Source organism: Terribacillus saccharophilus, assembly GCF_046592895.1.
In the GTDB taxonomy this organism is placed as follows: Bacteria; Bacillota; Bacilli; order Bacillales; family Amphibacillaceae; genus Terribacillus; species Terribacillus saccharophilus_D.
Genome location: NZ_JAWVPU010000001.1, coordinates 1,031,368 through 1,050,287, shown reverse-complemented (window position 1 = coordinate 1,050,287; position 18,920 = coordinate 1,031,368). Strand labels below are relative to the sequence as shown.

Below are 18,920 nucleotides of genomic sequence, written 5' to 3'. Positions count from 1 at the left end.
CCTCTTTTCTTTTTAGGGGGAGTTTTATGTCGATTCATCAACTGATCTTCCGAAATATAAAGAGAAATTTGCGCTATTATCATTTATACTTCTTTGCGATTGTCTGTAGTGTTGCGATTTATTTCGCTTTTGTCACCCTGCAGTATGAAGCAGCGGTCGGGGAATTGGGCGAGTCCTTCAGGGTGCAGGCTGGTATTGAAGTGGCTTCTTATTTACTTGTATTCATTGTAACGGTCTTCCTTTTGTATGCGAATGGATTGTTCATGAAACGAAGGACAAAGGAGATCGGATTATATCAGCTGGCTGGGATGACGAAGAGACAAGTGAGTTTTTTGTTCATGGCGGAAAACGCTGTGCTTTATGCTGGTAGTTTGATAGCCGGTATCATATCTGGATTCATCGGTTCTAAATTATTAATGATGATTTTATATAAGCTGCTTGGCATAGACAGAGTGGCTGTTCTGAATTTCTCCTGGCAAGCTGTCGGTCAAACAGTGATCGTCATCGTACTCTTATATGTACTATTGATGCTGATGACTTCTCTTCGGATCAAGAGGCAGACACTGCTGGCGTTATTTCAGCAGCAAAACAAAACGGAATCAACTGGTCGTCGTGTGAGGTGGTATCAAGTAGTCATCGGAATCGCTGGTATTCTGTTGATCGCTTCTGGTTATTATACTTCTTCGATTCTATTTGACAGGGGTTCGGAGGAATTTGCTGTACTAACAAAAAGAATGGGATACACACTTGCCAGTACCATTGTCGGAACATATTTCTTTTACAAAGGATCTGTCACACTGCTGCTCCTGTGCATTCGTAAAAGTAAAAGTGGCTATCTGAACATCAAGCAAGTGCTGTCTATTGGTTCAATCATGTTCCGGATGCGCACGAATGCTTTTCTACTCACTGTCATATCGACTGTCACAGCTTTGGCAATTGGTTTTCTATCATTGGGATACATAAGCTATTATTCACTAGGAAAAGATGCAGACGCAGCAACTGGAGGCGCCGATTTCTTTTTCGTATCCGAAGATGATCAGCAGCAATTCCAGCAAGAGCTAAATCAAGCGCAAATCCGATTTGAAAAGGAAGAAAAAGAAATTGTTCAGCTAAATACCGACCTCTCGAAAATATTGAAAGAGGACAGCAGCATGTCAGCGGAACAGAACATGACCTTCATCTCGTCAGCACAAGCTGGGTTGGAGGTGGAGACAGGTCATGTCATACTGGCCGGAGATGATGACCGGTCAAATGCAACAGCTGCTTTCAAAGCAGGTGAAGCAGTTGTCCATACAGGTGAAGATGAGGTTTATCTTCAATTGGTGGATATTGTGCCACATTCTCCACTTCCATCCATTATCACTTATGGGGGCCCAGCAGCAGTACTTGCACCTGCCGATTATCGGAGACTTCAATCAGCTGAAGCAGAGCCGCAAAAACTATACTTCATATCACTCCAAAATCGCAATGATGAGGAAAAGGCCGTGAAGTTATTTTCTCAGTTGAACACAGGGGATATAGCAATATCAAAGCAGCTTGCCTCAGATTCCAGCAAAATGTCCATGGGACTCTATATGTTCATCGTCGGATTTTTGGGACTGGCATTCCTGCTTACCTCCGGCTGTATTTTGTATATCAAGCAAATGGACGAAGGTGATAGTGAACAGCCCACCTACACGATACTGCGCAAAATAGGGTTTACGAAAACAGATTTGCGTAAGGGCATTGTTCGCAAACAGCTCTTCCATTTTGGCATTCCGCTTTTGATAGGATTATCACATGGTTATTTTGCCGTTAAGTCTGGCTGGTTTTGGTTCGGTAATTCTTTATGGGTACCGATGACAGCAGTCATGGTTATTTTCACTTTGCTGTATTCCACTTTTGGAGTACTCTCGATTTTCTATTACAAACACGTTATTACAAGATCCCTCTGAGGCAGTCGATAGACTGTCTTTTTTGTTTGTGAAGCAGAAGGGGACCTGTGGAAGATGGTATCAGTGATTGATGCTACTTTTTGAAAAAATTAACTTTACAAAACGTAATGATTACGATAAGATACAAAACGTAATCATTACGAAATCTACTACATACATATAAATGTTAGAGGAGGAGTACGGATGAGAAAGTTAATGTTGAAGGCTATGGGAATTGTGGTGCTTATTTTGCTGCTTGCAGCATGTACGAATAATGCAGATTCCGAAGGGGACAAGAAGCACCTTACCTTTGTTTATAACTTCGCGACGAATTCCTTGGATCCCAATGTGGATTCCAGTTATGTGCCTTTGCGTGCCGGCATGACAGAAACATTGGTACGCTTGAATGAAGAAACATTAACGATCGAACCGTGGCTCGCCGAGAGTTGGGAAGGAACGAATGAAGGAAGGGAGTGGACGATCAAGCTCCGTGAAGGCATCACCTTCCAAAATGGTGAACCGATGGATGCAGAAGCCGTGAAAGCGTCATTGGAAAGATCCTTGAAAGACAATGTAGCAATCCAGAATGCACTGAAAATCGATACGATCGAAGCAACAGATGATAAGACATTGCAAATCACGAATACACAGGCGTTTCCTGAATTCGTATCTGAACTTGTAAACCCGAATGTGTCCATCATTGATGTAGCAGCTGGCGACTTTGTCAATAATCCGATTGGGACAGGTCCTTTCAAGCTGGAATCCTTCACACCGGGAAGTAAGTTGGAGCTTGTGCGCAATGAAGATTATTGGGATGAAAAAGCAAAGCTTGATTCAGTGACATTCTCATTCAATGAAGATGCAAATGCACGCTCCTTGGCACTTGAATCCGGAAACGCGGATGTTGTGTTCCGTCCGGAAACAGAAAGTATCGAGAGCCTGGAAGCGAAAGATGGCGTGAAAGTTGAATCAACAGAGACCTTCCGCGTGCACCAGCTGACAATGAATATGCAGCGGGAAGCACTGAAGGATGTGCATGTCCGGAAAGCATTGGATGCGTTGATTGATCGGGAGGAAATTGCCAATTCGGTATTGCTTGGATATGCACAGCCTGCAAAGGGCCCATTCCCTGATTCCTTGCCATTTGCACCAAGCTACAGTGATCATGAAACAGGAGAAGATGTGGCAAAGAAATATCTTGAAGAAGCTGGCTATTCCCTAGTGGACGGTAAGATGCAAAAAGACGGGAAGCCACTTGAGCTTACGATGCTGACATATTCCGCCAGAGCGGATCTGCCATTGATTGCACAGATTTTCCAGTCAGATGCTAAGAAACTTGGCATTGACGTTGAACTTCGTCAAATCGAGATTCCAGAAGAATATATGGCAGCAAATCGGGATTGGGACTTGGCTACTTACAGCAACCTGACAGCCCCTCGCGGAGATGCAGGTTACTACTTGAATGCCACGTATCATCCAGATGGAGCTTTGAATTTCAGTGGTGCTGATGAGCCTGAGCTCACGAAGATCATCGATGAATTGAATGTTACGGTAGATACGGATAAGCGTGCCGAACTTGCAGAACAGGCTGCCAACTATGTGGATGAAAATCAAATCAACTCGTTTGTGATTTACCCGGATACACTAGTGGCTTATGATGAAACGAAAGTGGAAAACTGGGTTACGACAAGAAGTGAGTATTATATGATTACAAATCAATTGGATGTGAAGTGATGTTTCGGATTATAGGAAGAAGACTGCTGGAGGTTGTACTGTTCATATTATTCGTTACCTTCATCAGTTTCCTTTTCCTTCGTCTTGCACCAGGTGATCCAGCGCTCACCATCCTGAATGTGGATGAACTGAATGTGAGTCAAGAGCAGGTGGAAGCACTTCGGGAAGACATGGGCTTTAATGATCCATTACTTGTGCAATACGGTAAATGGCTGCTGGACTTCATCCAGCTGGATTTTGGCAACTCCTATATTACGAGTCAGCCGGTTTTGGACATGCTGCTGGCTGGACTTCCGGCTACTATCGAGCTGACGATCGGTTCTTTAATCGTCATGCTCGTGGTTGCCATTCCGCTTGGATCTCTTTCCGCTTTATATAAGGACAGCTGGATCGATCATATCAGCCGTTATTTCTCCATTATCGGAGCAGCGGTTCCGAGCTTCTGGCTCGGGCTTATCCTGATTGACATGTTTGCTGTGCGATTAAGCTGGTTCCCGACAATGGGGCGTGACAGTCTGCTGTCCCTGGTGCTGCCGGCAGTGACGTTGGGACTAGCCATTGCTGGTGTATATGTGCGATTGCTCCGTTCGAGTTTGCTAGATTCTCTGGGCCAGGAATTCGTCCGTGCTGCAAGAGCACGCGGCATCGCGGAAAAGCGTATCTTTTTCTCGCATGCTTTCCGGTACAGTCTGCCTCCTGTCATCACCGTATTCGGTGTCAGTCTTGGCAGCTTGATCGGCGGTGTCGTCGTGGTGGAAGTGTTATTTGCTTACCCGGGTGTAGGGAAGCTCGTCGTCGATTCCATCCGCCAGCGTGATTATCCGCTGATTCAAGGCTATATCGTCTTGATGGCAGCTATCGTTTTTGTCGTGAATACTTTAGTGGATCTATCATATCGCTACGTAAATCCTGAACTTCGATTAAAGAAAGGAACATCAGCTAGATGAGTGTCATGGCTCTTTCTCCAAAAAAATTCAAGAAAACCAAGGTCTGGCTGATCAGTGCGCTATTGCTGCTTGTATTGGCGGCTGTGGCGTATACGTTTCTTTACTTGAAGCATGACGCTACTATGACGGACGTCGGCAACCGGTTGGCATCTCCGTCCTGGGAGCATCCAATGGGTACGGATCACTTAGGCAGGGATGTGCTGACGCGGCTTTTGCTCGGCTTCCGGCTTACAGTCGGTTATAGTTTGATTGCCTTGGCCGCAGCCGTCATCATCGGTGTTCCATTCGGTCTGCTTGCCGGATTGCGAGGAGGCTGGGTCGATCGGCTATTCATGCGGATTGCCGATGGTTTCCTTGCCTTCCCGGATACTGTGATTGCCATCGTACTTAGCGGTCTGCTGGGACCTGGTATCGGAAATTTACTATTTGCCATCGTTCTCGTGAAATGGGTCAACTATGCCCGGATGGTGCGCAGTACAGTTTTGACAGAAGTACAAAAAGACTACATCACCATTGCAAAGATCAATGGCTTGTCCACATTTACGATCATGCGTAAGCATCTGATGCCGCATATCATCGGTAATGTGCTTGTGTTGGCCAGTTTGGATTTTGGTAAGATCATCTTACTCATTTCCTCGCTTTCTTATATCGGTCTTGGTGCACAGCCGCCAACGCCTGAGTGGGGTGCCATGCTGAACGAATCACGGCCGTACTTCCAAGCAAATCCGGAAATGATGGTCTATCCTGGTCTGGCAATCGTGGCGGTAGTATTAGTGGCAAACATTCTTGGAGACTATTTGCGTGATAAATTTGATGTGAAGAAGGAGGTGCAGCCATGATTCTTTCGATAAAGGATCTAACCGTATCGCATGGTGAGAAAACGATTGTTGATAAAGTCAGCCTTACAGTCGATAAAGGAGAATGGTTTGCCCTCGTAGGCCAAAGCGGCAGCGGGAAAACGATGCTATCACAAGCAATCGGGCAGCTGCTTGGTCCCAACCTGAAGGCATCAGGCATGATCAGCTACCAAGGTGATAATATCCTTGATCGTCCCAAAACAGAGATGAATCAGCTGCGCGGAAAAGCAATCAGCTACATCTTTCAGGATTATCATGGTTCGTTTACACCTTTCCTGACGATTCAGCAGCATATGGATGAATATTTGCAAACCCACGGTATAAAAGAGAAGCATACACGCAGCAATATGATAAAAGATGCACTTGAGTCGGTTGGTTTGGATGCCGGTTTTGTGAAGCGTTATCCATTTCAGCTGAGCGGCGGCCAGCTGCAGCGTGCATCGATTGCACTGGCCCTTCTGTTGGAGCCGGATATCTTGATTGCCGATGAAGCGACAACTGCGCTTGATAGTGTTTCTGCACATAGAATTCTTTCCCTGCTTCAGCAGCTGCAGCAAAAAACAGGATGTGCGATTCTTTTCATCACCCATGATTGGCGTCATGTGGTTCGGTACGCAGATAAGATTGCCGTCATGAAAGATGGCAAAATCGTCGAGGTAGGTACAAAACAAAAGCTGGTCCACCAGCCAGAACATGCATATACAAAGCAGTTGATTCAAGCTGCGCCAACGCTCCCAATGCGTGTCAGGGAGGTAAGCAAGACATGATCGTCGAAATCAATAATCTAAAGAAAAGCTATCATCCTGGCAAGCTGGCAGTCAATGACGTTTCACTATCTATCGATAAAGGCGAAAGCCTAGGCTTGGTAGGAGAAAGCGGATGCGGTAAAAGTACATTGGCGCGCTGTCTGCTCGGGGTGGAAAGAATCGATGAAGGATCTATCACCTTCAATGGGAAACCACTTACCAAAGCTAGTCGGAAACATCTCAGGGATTATCGCCGCAATATCCAGACAGTCTTTCAAAACCCGACTGCTTCCTTGAATCCGAAGTTGAAAATAAGGGATTCCCTACTGGACCCTTATCTGCAATTCAAGGATGAGCTTCAGCTGGAACACTTTCATTTCACTTCCAAAAAAGCATTCGTAGAGCAGCTGCTCGAAACAGTGGAGCTGCCGGTAGAGCTGGGAGATCGCTATCCGCATGAATTGAGCGGCGGACAAAAACAGCGTGTGACGATTGCGCGTGCCATCAGCATCGAACCGAAGCTCATCGTGCTCGATGAACCGACAGCAAGTCTTGACGTACTTTCCCAGGGCGCAATATTGGAGCTTCTCGCTTCCCTGCAACAAACACTGGGATTGTCGTATTTGTTCATCTCACATGATCTGGCTGCCGTTTATCAGCTTTGTCAGCGTATCGCAGTCATGAAAGAAGGCGAGCTGCTGGATATGTTCCAGAAGGAAGATATTTATGATAGCAGCCGGCATGCTTATACAAAAGAATTGATTAGTATATTTTAAGCGGATGTTCACTAAAGTGACATCCGTTTTTTTACGGTGTAAACTTAGATTTATAAAATATATAAGGTTATATTAAAATAAAACTTAAATAAAATTAAGTTATGTTTTAACTTTATTGAACGAACATGTTATACTATTCATGCAGAGAGGAAGATAAGAAATGGATAGCAGGAATATTCCGTCCTGGATTCTTTCATTGGATCCAGAAGACCTTGAGTTTATGCGTCATTTTGTTCTCAACTCGGGCTCATTGAAGAAGCTGGCGAAACTGTACGATGTTTCTTATCCTACGGTACGGATCAGGGTCGACCGCTTGATTCAGAAAATTGAACTGGCCCAAGACGATAATCAGGATGATTTGATTCATTTGATCAGGAAGTTCGCGATAGAAGAACGCATTTCACTAGATGATGCAAAACTTTTAATCGATAAATACAGTGAAGAAAGGAAAGATTAACTTGCCAGAAATCAGTTCTTTTGTATTGATGTTTATCATGGTAGCGATCCAATCCTTTATGTCCAGACGACAACACGTTATTTTCGGTGTGTTCATTCCGATCTTGTTTGCGGTTTATATGACTTGGATGTTTTCTACAGGTGAAATCGACAGCGTGCTGAAGTATGTTATTTTGTTGATCGTAGGGTTGATCATCTTAGTGGCGGAATGGTCAAATGGACGAAAAGCTGTCCGTAAGTGTCATGAAGAAGAAATGAATAAGATGAAAACACAAGATATAAAATGAGCGTGAATCATTTAAGCGGACACTCCATATAGAGCGTCCGCTTTTCCTTATGCTTCAAACTGCTTGATCAAATCTTCCATCGCCATTTCTCCAAGATTACCCTCAGGCCGCTTCCGGACAGCAACTGTTTGATTCTGCATCTCGTTATCCCCGACAATAAGCAGATAAGGCACTTTCTGCTGGGACCCTTCCCTTATTTTCAGTCCGATTTTCTCCGAGCGATCATCAACAGATACACGGTAGCCACTCTGTTGCAGTTTCTCTGCAATGGAATGAGCATATTCCGCATGTGCATCGCTGATAGGAAGGATGTTTGCTTGAACAGGAGCCAGCCAGAATGGGAAATCGCCAGCATAATGCTCGATCAAGATGGCCATGAAGCGTTCAATGGAACCATAGATGGCGCGATGAATCATGATTGGCTGTTTGCGGCTGTTTTCCTGATCGATATAGCTGCAGTCGAATTTCTCCGGCATTTGGAAATCAAGCTGCACAGTGCCGCACTGCCAGCTGCGTCCAAGGCTGTCCAGAATATGGAAATCGATTTTCGGACCATAAAAGGCACCGTCACCAGCATTCACTTTATAGGCAATATCCTGTCGTTTGAGGACACTCTCCAGAGCTGCTTCTGCTTGGTCCCAGACAGCAGGAGACCCCATGAAGTCTTCTGGGCGAGTGGATAGCTCCACTTCATAAGAAAAGCCGAACAAATTGTAAAATTCATCAATCAGCTGAAGAACTTTCTCCACTTCTTGTTCGATTTGATCTTCACGGACGAAAAGATGCGCATCATCCTGTGTAAATGAACGGACGCGCAAAAGCCCGTTCAGTGATCCCGATAGTTCATGGCGATGCACCAATCCTAATTCGGCATAACGCATTGGCAAGTCCCGGTAGCTGCGGAGCTTGCTGTTATATATGAGCACTGCGCCGGGGCAGCTCATCGGTTTGATGGCATAGCGCTGGTCATCCACTTCAGAGAAATACATATTCTCGTGATAATGATCCCAGTGGCCCGACTGCTCCCAAAGCTGCTGCTTCATCATGATTGGTGTCTTGATTTCATCGTAGCCTGCCTTGGCATGCTTCTCTTTCCATAACTCCTCCAATTTATTGCGCAATACCATGCCTTTTGGCAGGAAGAACGGCATGCCTGGTGCTTCTTCCATGCTAAGGAATAGTTCGAGCTGCTGTCCTAATTTGCGATGATTACGTTTTTCTGCTTCTGCTTGTTTGTTCATGATAATTCCTCCTTTTTAATATAAAAAAGACCACAATCCTCCCGTATTCGGGACGATTGTGGTCGTGGTTCCACCCAGATTTCCGCCAATGTGGCGCTCTATGAGATAACGGTTCTACCGATAGCGGATACTATGATTTCCCCGCTATAGCTTGAAGGTGGTAATCCAAATCGTTCTCCTGCAGGGCTCTCAGCCGGTGACCCTGCTTTTCTGTCAGGAGAAGGGAGACTTGCATCATATCCTTCGCATTGCTTATTCCAATATAAAATTGTAAACAAAAAGACCGCACTCATCTCCTTGAAGGGACGATTGCGGTCGTGGTTCCACCCTAATTCCATCAGCATGAAAAGCTGATGCTCAAAAATTGCGATAACGGTCTTCCCGATTACGGATACTGTAGTTCCCCGTAATAGCTCCAAGGTGGTAATGTATGTGCTTATCTGCGAAGGTCCCAGCAATTCCTTCGCTCTCTGGAAGAAAGCGGCGCGTACATTTTGTCCTTATCAACGCTTCTGTTTTGTTGTATGCTCATTATACAGATACTGGATATAGACGTCAAATGGAAATGAGGATTTTTTTATGCAGCCAATCGAAGCAGCGAAAAGCTTTATAGAAACTGTGCACCCTGACTGTGATGGAGCGATGCTAGCCGGCAGCTGTGCCAGAGGGGAAGCAACGGCAACATCCGATTTGGATATCATCGTATTGTACACAGGTAAGAACCATGCTTACCGAAAATCACTACATTTCAATGACTGGCCGGTTGAAACCTTTGTTTATACAGGGGATGCTTATATTGATTTCTTCAGCAGCGATAGCATGCGCGGCATTCCATCATTGCCGAGGATGGCGAGTGAAGCGATTGTCTTGAAGGAATCGACAGCAGTGGAGAAGATGCAAGCGGAAGCAAGACGAATTCTCAACCTAGGGCCCTTGCCTTGGGGAGAGCAAATCATCAATCATTACCGGTATACGATCACGAACCTGATTGATGATTTCCTCGACAAAGAAGATGGTGGTGAAGCTTATTTTCTAGCAAACAGCATCATCCATGACTTGGCCGTTTTCAAGCTTCGCACAAGCAAGCACTGGATTGGATCAGGTAAATGGATGTTCCGGGAGCTGCACGACTTGGATCCGCATCTTGCACGTCAGTTTGAAGAGAGTTTGGCAGCATTTTACCAGGAGCAAGATAAGCAAGCCATTGTAAAGCTGGCGGATGAATGCTTAAAATCACTGGGCGGAAGACTATTTGAAGGTTACCACTTAGGCTGAATCTGGGTTTATCATTCCTATAATAGCGAGGGGATTTAACTATGATTCTAAAAAAAGCTATCGGAGTTGTCAGTGGTCTGTTGGTTTTAGGCGTTGTGTTGTTTTTTGTTTACCCTAAGGATGAGAGTCAATCCGAGCCCAAACCGCCCGATTTGCAAGTGCAAGCTGGCGAAGAAACGGTTACTGCCAAACAAGGCGGCTACAGCTGGAAGGATGGAAATCAAGCTGTCAGCGTGGATAGCGCAGATCCTGCCGAAGATTTGGATGCGGGACAAGCATTGAGTGCTGTATCAGGAGCGATGGTTGAGCTTGATTTCCAGAAACCGCCGCAATCTCTTGAGGTGGAACGAAAAGCGGAAGATGGCAGCTGGGAGAATCAGCAGGTATATGATTCGCAGCTGGAACTTCCTGAGTTGAGTGATGACTATATCTACCGTATTTCCGGGCAATGGGAACAAGGGGAAGCTAGCTATGCATTTCTGGTAAAAGCTGAGTAGGGGGAAAGTCTATGAAAATAAGAAAATTGACTGCAGCAGATGCGGAAGCATATTGGAAATTAAGATTACAAGCTTTGCAAAACCATCCAGATGCTTTCAGTACATCGTATGAGGATGCGGTAAAGCAAGAAGACCCAATCGGACGCATGCAGAACAATCTGGAAAACCCTGATACAGAGACTTATGGCATTTTTATCGACGATCTGCTTGCTGGCAATGCAACACTGCGTTACGAAACACCCGCAAAACTACGGCATCGTGCTGATTTGGTGGCTGTTTATCTGGCGCCCGAAACAAGGGGCAGAGGTCTTGGGAAAATGCTTATCTCAAGAATGATCCAGGCAGCTCGCGAACGGGAAGGCATCGAGAAGATAAACCTTGTTGTAGCAGCAACGAACCCAACTGCAAAGCATGTGTATGAGCAAGCGGGGTTCAAACAATTCGGCATTGAAGATTTTGCATTAAAGATAGAAAATACATACATCTCGGAAATTCATATGACACTCATTTTGGAGGAAGAAAATGAATTACATCTTTGATCTCGACGGTACAATCTGTTTCAAAGGCAAACCAGTCACTAGGCGTATAATGGATAAACTAAAAGAGCTTGAACAGGAAGGACATCAAGTGATCTTTGCTTCTGCCAGACCAATACGAGACTTGTTGCCAGTGATCGATCAGCATTTTCACTCCATGACGCTGATAGGAGGCAATGGATCCTTAATCTCTAAAAACGGAAAGATAATTACGAGTCGTGCTTTTTCACCTGTCCAAATACATGCCATGAAGCAAATGATAGAAGCATACAAAGCTAGCTATTTGATTGATGGAGAATGGAACTATGCTTACACAGGAGATCCGGAGCATCCGCTAAGAGCAAGAGTGGACCCTGAGAGCTTAGCAGAGAAAGTACAGCTGGAGGATTTAGAGCGGATAGTGAAAATCCTGATTCTAGACTCTGCCGACCAAGAGCAAATAGCTTCAGAAGCAGAAAAACTGGGACTTCGCGTCCACCGTCACCAAGGTGAAGGAATTGTGGATATCAGCCCGCCAGGCATCGATAAGTGGAGTGCCATCCAAGAAGTCGGAATCAGGGAAAAAGAGTATATTGCTTTCGGCAATGACGCGAATGATATCGAGATGTTCCGTCATGCAAAGTACAATGTGATGATTGGGGAGCATGAAGAGCTGGCTCGTTATGCAGATACAGTTATCCCGCTCAATGAAGATTGTGAGCAGGCGATCGTGAATTGCCTGGAGAAATTGGCGTCAAAGGACTTGGTACTTAAATGAAAACCGAAAAAGAATAGACCTTCCCAGTTGAAGGTCTATTCTTTAATCAACAGATAAATAAAATATGGGGCACCAATTGCCGAAACCACCAGCCCGATCGGAATTTCCGATGGTGCCAGTATCGTACGCGACAAAGTATCCGCTACGAGCATGATCAGTGCGCCGATGAGCGCGCAAATCGGTAGCAGATGCTTGTGGTTCGGTCCGACAATGCGGCGGGCCAGATGCGGTGCGACCAGTCCGAGGAAGGTGATGGCTCCCCCTGCAGCTACGCAAGCTCCCGCCAGTGCTACCGCAAGGAGCAGCAGTATTGTCCGTTCTTTTTGCACCGGGGCGCCGACGCCAATTGCCAATTGGTCACCCAAAGTTAAAACGTTCAGAGCCTTTGCCTTGAAGATGCTATATGGAACGAGCAAAACGATCCAAGGCAAGAGTGCCAGCACATAATTCCAGCTTGTCTGCCAGATGCTGCCGTTCAGCCAGATGGTCGCCTGCGTGAAGTCTTTCGGATCCATCATGAGCTGGAAAACGATGATCAGGCCGCCGAAAGCTGCATTTATACCGATGCCGACCAGGATGAGCCGCACTGGCGTCACACCTTTTTTCCATGCCAGCGCATAAATGAGACCTGCGGCCAGGAAAGCCCCGGCGAATGCAAATAAAGGCATGATGAATACTTGCAGGCTGCCTGTTCCAGCCATTTTGTCCTGCAGGAAGAAAATATAAAGGACAACAGCGAAGCCAGCTCCGGCATTGATACCGAGTATCCCGGGATCGGCAAGTCCATTTTGCGAGACGCCTTGCAGGATGGCACCAGCGACGCCCATTCCGATCCCTATCAGTAATGCAATCACCATACGCGGCAAGCGGAATTCGAATAAAATCACATCGAAGGAGCCGTCACCTGTACCAAGCAAGGTTTTCACAACATCTGCCGGTCCGATTGGGATTGTTCCTGTATTCAAGCTGATGAAAAATATGATGAGAATGGCAGCAATGATCCCGATTGCTACCAGACTTGTCTTTTTGGCAGAATGTATCATATGTTCTTACCCTCCCGGCGAGCTAGATAAATGAAAAATGGTACGCCGATCAATGCCGTGAGGGCGCCAACTGGTGTTTCGAAAGGCGGATTGATCATGCGGGATGCAATATCGGCAAAGTTAAGCAAAAGACCGCCCAGTACTGCCGAACATGGAATGATCCAGCGATAATCCGGTCCGACGAGGAACCGGGTGATATGCGGAATGACCAATCCGACGAATCCGATGGTACCGCCGACAGAAACGGCAGCTCCTGTTAAAATCAACACAACCACTATTCCTGACGCCTTTACCAGGCCAGTCTTCAAACCAAGTCCAGTAGCCACATCTTCTCCTAGACTAAGTGTCGTAACCGATCCACTGATGAAAAATGCAAGCAGCAATCCGATGATGGCTGCCGGAAATAACAGCTTCACCGTATCCCACTGCACATTCGCGACACCGCCTGCATACCAGAAGGTCAAGTCCCGAGCCACATCGAAATGCAGTGCAAGTGAATTGGAAAACGCACCGAGCAAAGCCGTGACAGCAGTACCTGCCAATGCCAGCTTTACGGGTGTCAGCCCAGTACGCGCCAGCAGGCCGATTCCAAAGACAAGTCCCAGACCAAGTCCTGCCCCCAAAAATGCGAACAAAAGCAGATTTATATTCGAAATGCCCGGTAAAAATACAAGCGCAATCGCGATCATGAACGTAGCCCCAGAAGTCACCCCCATGATTTGCGGGCTGGCAAGCGGATTGCGTGTCATCCCTTGCATGATCGAACCTGATGCTGCCAGCATTGCTCCGATCAAAATCGCGGCGACGGTACGAGGCAGCCGGAGCCGATGAATGATTTGATGTGATGTATCTGCAGCATCGAAATGGAAAATACTATTCCAGACAGTGCTGAGTGAAATATCCGCTACCCCGAAAACGATGGATAGTCCTATGGAAAACAAAAGCAGGGCGGTGCCTGCGAGTAGTATGGTTATGCCAATGAGTCTGCGTGCTTGCATCGTTATCCCGCTTTCTACGCTCTATGTATACCAAAATCATGAGATGATGCTTGTAATTGATAATGAGAATTGTTATCATCTAATGAGAGATTATAACATAAACCAAGAGGTGAGTCCCTTGTTCAAAAGAAAGAGCATGTATTTACTGCTGGCTGTCTTCGCCAGTGTTGTATTCATTATAACAGGTTGTGGTAATAACGATTCAAGTGATGACGCTGAAAAAGGCTCTTCTGATAATGACGGCGGCGAAACTCGCAAGCTGACAGATGCGATGGGTCATGAAGTGGAGATTCCTGCTAACCCTGAAAAGGTACTAGCTTCTTATTTGGAAGATAACCTTGTAGCGCTTGATATTACACCAGTAGCACAATGGTCCGTTAATAACGGTTCTCCGCAAGGTTACTTGCAGGATAGCCTGAAGGATGTACAAACAATCGATTCTACACTTCCTTTCGAGGCAGTAGCCAAAGTCAAGCCTGACTTGATCATCATGGATTCCGCTTCCATGGTGGAAGGCGATAAATACGAGCAGTACAATAAAATTGCGCCGACTTATGTAATGGGTACGGAAGAAAACGGCGATTGGCGCAAAGAACTGCAGACAATGGGTGAAATCTTCGATAAAAAAGATGAAGCACAAAAAGTTCTCGATGACTATGATGCTAAAGCGGCAGACGCCAAAGAAAAAATCCAAGGCGCAATCGGCGATGAGTCAGCTGCAGCTATCTGGCTTGTTGGCGGACAGCTTTACATCGTAAGCGATAACCTATCCAGCGGTGCAGTGCTTTACGGTGACCTAGGCATGACAGTACCAGAAGGCGTCAAAGAAATTTCCGAGAATGCAACAGCAAACTGGAACCCGGTTTCCCTTGAGCAATTGGCAGAAATGGACGTCGATCACCTCTTCTTGGTCAATAGTGACGAAGGAGATGGATCAGAAATCCTGGATGATCCATTGCTTGCAAATGTACCTGCCATCAAAGAAGGCAATGTCTATAAATATGATAAAGACACAAGCTGGCTGTATACTGGACCGATTGCCAACGAGCAAATCGTCGACGATGCAGTAGAAAGCTTAGTGAAGTGATGATGGACTTCTTCCCTGTTGAAAATGGGGGAGAAGTTTTTTTGTATTTGACATATACTAGGAGTAGATGTAACCTTTATAAAAACATAAGTAATTCGATGACGAGAACAAGTAGTCAAGAAAGCTTATCTGCAGAGAGTCGGCGTTTGGTGCAAGCCGATGATAAGGTCATGATGAAAAATCCTCTCCGAGAAGCAAAGCCGACATGTAGGCTTTGACGGTTTTCCACCGATAAAAGGAGCGCGTATGATAGTACGTAGTGTTTCCGTCTAAAAAACCCTACATATGGTTTTTTTATTTTGGATTTTTTCGGTTAAACCCGGCGCTGTGTACACAGTGCCGGGTTTTTTATTTCAGCAAAAGGAGGCAAAGTGATGCAGGACAAAGTCAGGATGAGAGAGCAAAAAATACAGGATTATTGGCAGAAGAACGATACTTTTCAAGCGTCTGTCCGGAACAGGGAAGGCAAGAAGCCATACGTTTTCTATGAAGGGCCGCCGACAGCAAATGGGATGCCACATGCAGGTCATGCATTGGGAAGGACAATCAAGGATTTCATCGCACGCTATAAAACAATGGATGGTTATCAGGTGAAACGCAAGGCAGGATGGGATACACACGGTCTGCCTGTCGAGCTGGAAGTGGAGAAGCAGCTGAAGATAAGCGGGAAAGAACAAATCGAAACATACGGTGTCGAGCGATTCATTGAAAAATGTAAAGAAAGTGTGTTCACGTATGAGCGGGAGTGGAAGCAATTCACAGAAGCTCTCGGCTATTGGGTCGATATGAAGGATCCATACATCACACTGGACAACAGCTATATCGAATCCGTCTGGTACCTGCTATCGCATATTCATCAGGAAGGTCTTTTGTATAAAGGACATCGAGTCGTTCCGTACTGTCCGCATTGTGAAACGTCTTTAAGTTCGCACGAGGTGGCACAAGGTTATAAGGATGTTTCCGACTTATCTGCAACGGCGAAATTCCTGGTGGAAGGTACGACTGATGAGTATCTTTTAGGCTGGACGACCACACCTTGGACGCTGCCAGCGAATGTCGCAATTGCAGTGCATCCGGAGCTTACTTATGTCACAGTCCAGCAAGGCAGTGAGAAATATATCGTTGCCGAAGGATTGGCAAACAACTTATTCAAAGGTGATTATCAGGTGGTAGCATCGCGTAAAGGCAAGGATTTGGAGGGGATGCGTTACGAGGCGCCGTTTGCGTATACCCAAGTAAACAAGGGCCATCAAGTAGTACTGGCGGACTTTGTTACTGATCAAAGCGGTACGGGGCTGGTGCACATCGCTCCGGCGTATGGGGAAGATGACTATAAAGTTGTGAAGGAAAATGGACTTGATTTTGTTCATGTCGTAGACGGGAAAGGCAGATATACAGAAGAAGTCACACCGCTTGCCGGACGATTTGTAAAAGACTGTGATGTAGATATCATCAAGCTTCTTGCAGAGCGCGGCCGGTTATTTCATAAAGAAAAATACACCCACAGCTATCCGCATTGCTGGCGCTGTGATTCACCACTTTTGTATTATGCGATGGAAGGCTGGTTCATCCGGATGACCGATTTGAAAGACAAGATGATGGAAAACAACCAGCAAGTGGAGTGGCATCCAGGTCATATGCAGCAAGGACGTTTCGGTAAGTTCCTTGAAAATATGGTCGACTGGAATATCGGACGGAATCGTTACTGGGGAACACCTTTGAATGTATGGACGTGTGAATGCGGCAACGAAAAAGCGCCCGGATCGATTGCACAGATGAGACAGGAAGCGGTTGGTTCTGTACCTGAAGATGTAGAACTGCATAAGCCATTTGTGGATGATATTCAACTGCGCTGTGAATGCGGCGGTGTAATGAAGCGCACGAATGAGGTAATCGACGTCTGGTTTGACAGCGGTTCGATGCCATTTGCCCAATACCATTATCCGTTTGGAGATAAACAGCTATTCCAAAGCCAATACCCAGCTGATGTCGTAATCGAAGGAGTGGATCAGACAAGGGGATGGTTCTACAGCCTTCTTGCGGTATCAACCTTAATAACAGGAAAAGCACCTTATAAACGTGTCTTGTCACTAGGGCATATCTTGGATGAAAATGGCCAAAAAATGTCCAAAAGTAAAGGCAACGCGCTGAATCCAACTGATTTGATGGAAACTTACGGAGCGGATGCCTTACGCTGGGCACTGCTTTCCGACAGTGCGCCTTGGAACAATAAACGTTTCTCGGAACGCACCGTTTCGCAAGCGAAATCAAAGCTGGTCGATACACTGTCCAACGTATTCTCCTTTTATCAGCTGTATCAGCAAATCGATTTTTTTGATGGGGAGAAGGATAGCGGCGGAGTGCGCTCCACGATGGATGATTGGATCTTATCCCGCCTTCACAGTGTCATCAGGCAAGTGAATGATCATTTGACACAATACGATATCACAAATGCCGCGAGAGAATTAGGAACGTTTTTGGATGAGTTGAGCAACTGGTATGTCAGAAGATCACGCCAGCGTTTCTGGAGCAACGGTATGACGGAGGATAAGCGGGCTGCTTTCAGCACACTTTATGAAGTGCTGAAAAAGACGGCGCAGCTATTGGCGCCCTTTACGCCATACATCGCCGAAGATATCTATCTTCAGCTCACTGGCAGCAGTGTGCATCTGACAGACTATCCTAAATCCAACGCCGGTTTAATCAATGCTGAATTGGAGGAAGATATGACATCGGTCCTTCAAGTTGTTGAGCTGACCCGCGCGGCCAGGAATACAGCAGGTATCAAGACGAAGCAGCCCCTCGCCGGATTATATGTTCTGTCTGGGCATCCAAAAGGCAACGGACGCTTGAAACAGTATTTTGCAACCATAAAAGAAGAGACCAATGTGAAAGAAATAAAACTAGATAGCGAGGGATTATTCACATACGCTGTAAAGCTTAACTTCGCAGTTGCCGGACCTAGACTTGGCAAGCGCGTTGGCGATGCAAAGCAGGCTGTATCCCAGATGGAGCAGTCAAAGGTAAAAGAATTGGTGGACAAAGGCAGCATAACATTGGGTGATTTGGAACTGACACAAGCAGATGTCACCATAGAAAAAGTACCTTCAAGTCAGCTGCAGCTGGCAGAAGGGAATGGGCTTGGCGTCCTTTTGGATACGGAACTGACAAAGGAACTGAAGGAAGAAGGATTTGTACGTGAAGTGATCCGGGAAGTGCAGACATATCGCAAGGAGCTTGATTTGCCTGTAGAAAAGCACGTGGATTTATACGTTGATGCCAGTCCATCAGTCGTAGTCGTACTGAAGAAATATACGAGTATGCTGCATGCACATCTCGTTTTACAGGACATTCTTTTTGAAAAGTGTGAGAAGGCAAAGTCTGTCGAAGTCGAAGGAGAATTTCTGCGAATCGGAGTCGAGTAATCTGGACCGTTGCTGAATCGTGGAACCGTAATTGTCGAAAGAGAAATATGATGAATCCTCTGTATGAATAAAAGACGGTCACCGTGACCATGTGAATTTTATACCCAGTAAGCAAGCAGAGCAGGAATAGCACTCCTGCTTTTTTTGCTGCTTTTCCCAATTATCGTTACCTATGGAGGTCACACATCGGGATGATACAATTCCGGAAACATCATGCTGCAGGTGAGATATGTCAGTAGATAGCTCCTAACTGTAAAAAAGAGCTGTATCTTCAATGGAATCTCCCTTTCTGATAGGATTTCCTCTATCAGTCACGAAACATGTAAAGAGAAGAAAAAGGAGGGA

General features: G+C 45.9%; 17 protein-coding genes and 1 other annotated feature. Of the genes, 14 read left to right on the top strand and 3 right to left on the bottom strand.

The window, feature by feature from the left end:
* Nucleotides 1–26: 26 nt before the first annotated feature.
* From SFC66_RS05035 to SFC66_RS05000, 8 genes are all read left to right on the top strand, one after another.
* Nucleotides 27–1,934 carry an ABC transporter permease gene (locus tag SFC66_RS05035; protein ID WP_411217599.1) on the top strand — a complete coding sequence of 636 codons (1,908 nt, stop codon included), beginning with the start codon at nucleotides 27–29 and terminating at the stop codon, nucleotides 1,932–1,934.
* Nucleotides 1,935–2,117: 183 nt separating this feature from the next.
* The gene (gene nikA / locus SFC66_RS05030; protein WP_411217598.1) at nucleotides 2,118–3,647 is read left to right on the top strand and encodes a nickel ABC transporter substrate-binding protein; all 1,530 of its coding nucleotides are present in this window, start codon (nucleotides 2,118–2,120) and stop codon (nucleotides 3,645–3,647) included.
* Entirely contained in the window at nucleotides 3,647–4,594 is a 948-nt protein-coding gene (gene nikB / locus SFC66_RS05025; protein WP_411217597.1) for a nickel ABC transporter permease, read from the top strand. Before nikA ends, nikB begins: the two co-directional genes overlap by 1 nt.
* 5 nt (nucleotides 4,595–4,599) lie before the next feature.
* Nucleotides 4,600–5,433, top strand: a complete 834-nt coding sequence (nikC, locus tag SFC66_RS05020; RefSeq protein WP_411217757.1) for a nickel transporter permease — start codon at nucleotides 4,600–4,602, stop codon at nucleotides 5,431–5,433.
* On the top strand, nucleotides 5,430–6,218 hold the full coding sequence (locus SFC66_RS05015; RefSeq protein ID WP_411217596.1) for an ATP-binding cassette domain-containing protein: 789 nt from the start codon (nucleotides 5,430–5,432) through the stop codon (nucleotides 6,216–6,218). The genes nikC and SFC66_RS05015 overlap by 4 nt, the downstream gene beginning before the upstream one ends.
* Nucleotides 6,215–6,973, top strand: a complete 759-nt coding sequence (locus SFC66_RS05010; protein WP_411217595.1) for an ABC transporter ATP-binding protein — start codon at nucleotides 6,215–6,217, stop codon at nucleotides 6,971–6,973. The genes SFC66_RS05015 and SFC66_RS05010 overlap by 4 nt, the downstream gene beginning before the upstream one ends.
* A gap of 160 nt (nucleotides 6,974–7,133) precedes the next feature.
* The gene (locus tag SFC66_RS05005) at nucleotides 7,134–7,430 is read left to right on the top strand and encodes a DUF2089 family protein (protein WP_411217594.1); all 297 of its coding nucleotides are present in this window, start codon (nucleotides 7,134–7,136) and stop codon (nucleotides 7,428–7,430) included.
* A 1-nt stretch (nucleotide 7,431) separates the two neighbouring features.
* Nucleotides 7,432–7,716: a hypothetical protein gene (locus tag SFC66_RS05000; protein ID WP_411217593.1), complete on the top strand. Its 285-nt coding sequence runs from the start codon at nucleotides 7,432–7,434 to the stop codon at nucleotides 7,714–7,716.
* A gap of 47 nt (nucleotides 7,717–7,763) precedes the next feature.
* On the opposite strand, the gene thrS is transcribed toward SFC66_RS05000, so the two are convergent.
* Nucleotides 7,764–8,957: a threonine--tRNA ligase gene (thrS, locus tag SFC66_RS04995; RefSeq protein ID WP_411217592.1), complete on the bottom strand. Its 1,194-nt coding sequence runs from the start codon at nucleotides 8,955–8,957 to the stop codon at nucleotides 7,764–7,766.
* Nucleotides 8,958–9,255: 298 nt separating this feature from the next.
* Nucleotides 9,256–9,473 (bottom strand) — a binding site (T-box leader).
* Between the two features lie 63 nt (nucleotides 9,474–9,536).
* Between thrS and SFC66_RS04990 the strand changes: the two genes are divergently transcribed.
* From SFC66_RS04990 to SFC66_RS04975, 4 genes are read left to right on the top strand one after another with little or no spacing between them, the layout of a single operon-like run.
* Nucleotides 9,537–10,232: a nucleotidyltransferase domain-containing protein gene (locus SFC66_RS04990; protein WP_411217591.1), complete on the top strand. Its 696-nt coding sequence runs from the start codon at nucleotides 9,537–9,539 to the stop codon at nucleotides 10,230–10,232.
* A 41-nt stretch (nucleotides 10,233–10,273) separates the two neighbouring features.
* Entirely contained in the window at nucleotides 10,274–10,729 is a 456-nt protein-coding gene (locus SFC66_RS04985) for a hypothetical protein (RefSeq protein ID WP_411217590.1), read from the top strand.
* An 11-nt stretch (nucleotides 10,730–10,740) separates the two neighbouring features.
* Nucleotides 10,741–11,268 carry a GNAT family N-acetyltransferase gene (locus SFC66_RS04980; protein WP_411217589.1) on the top strand — a complete coding sequence of 176 codons (528 nt, stop codon included), beginning with the start codon at nucleotides 10,741–10,743 and terminating at the stop codon, nucleotides 11,266–11,268.
* Nucleotides 11,252–12,022, top strand: coding sequence for an HAD-IIB family hydrolase (locus tag SFC66_RS04975; protein WP_411217588.1), 771 nt, complete (start codon nucleotides 11,252–11,254; stop codon nucleotides 12,020–12,022). Before SFC66_RS04980 ends, SFC66_RS04975 begins: the two co-directional genes overlap by 17 nt.
* Nucleotides 12,023–12,057: 35 nt before the next feature.
* Here SFC66_RS04975 and SFC66_RS04970 read toward each other — a convergent pair whose 3' ends face one another.
* Both SFC66_RS04970 and SFC66_RS04965 read right to left on the bottom strand, forming a co-directional pair.
* Nucleotides 12,058–13,065 (bottom strand): FecCD family ABC transporter permease, encoded by a 1,008-nt coding sequence (locus tag SFC66_RS04970; protein ID WP_411217587.1) that lies wholly within the window; start codon nucleotides 13,063–13,065, stop codon nucleotides 12,058–12,060.
* Nucleotides 13,062–14,063, bottom strand: a complete 1,002-nt coding sequence (locus SFC66_RS04965; RefSeq protein ID WP_411217586.1) for a FecCD family ABC transporter permease — start codon at nucleotides 14,061–14,063, stop codon at nucleotides 13,062–13,064. Before SFC66_RS04965 ends, SFC66_RS04970 begins: the two co-directional genes overlap by 4 nt.
* Nucleotides 14,064–14,172: 109 nt before the next feature.
* Here SFC66_RS04965 and SFC66_RS04960 point away from each other — a divergent pair, with 109 nt between their 5' ends.
* Complete coding sequence (locus tag SFC66_RS04960; protein WP_411217756.1) at nucleotides 14,173–15,150, top strand: ABC transporter substrate-binding protein; 978 nt, start codon at nucleotides 14,173–14,175, stop codon at nucleotides 15,148–15,150.
* 374 nt (nucleotides 15,151–15,524) lie between these two features.
* On the top strand, nucleotides 15,525–18,575 hold the full coding sequence (gene ileS, locus SFC66_RS04955) for an isoleucine--tRNA ligase (RefSeq protein WP_411217585.1): 3,051 nt from the start codon (nucleotides 15,525–15,527) through the stop codon (nucleotides 18,573–18,575).
* Nucleotides 18,576–18,920 lie beyond the last annotated feature (345 nt).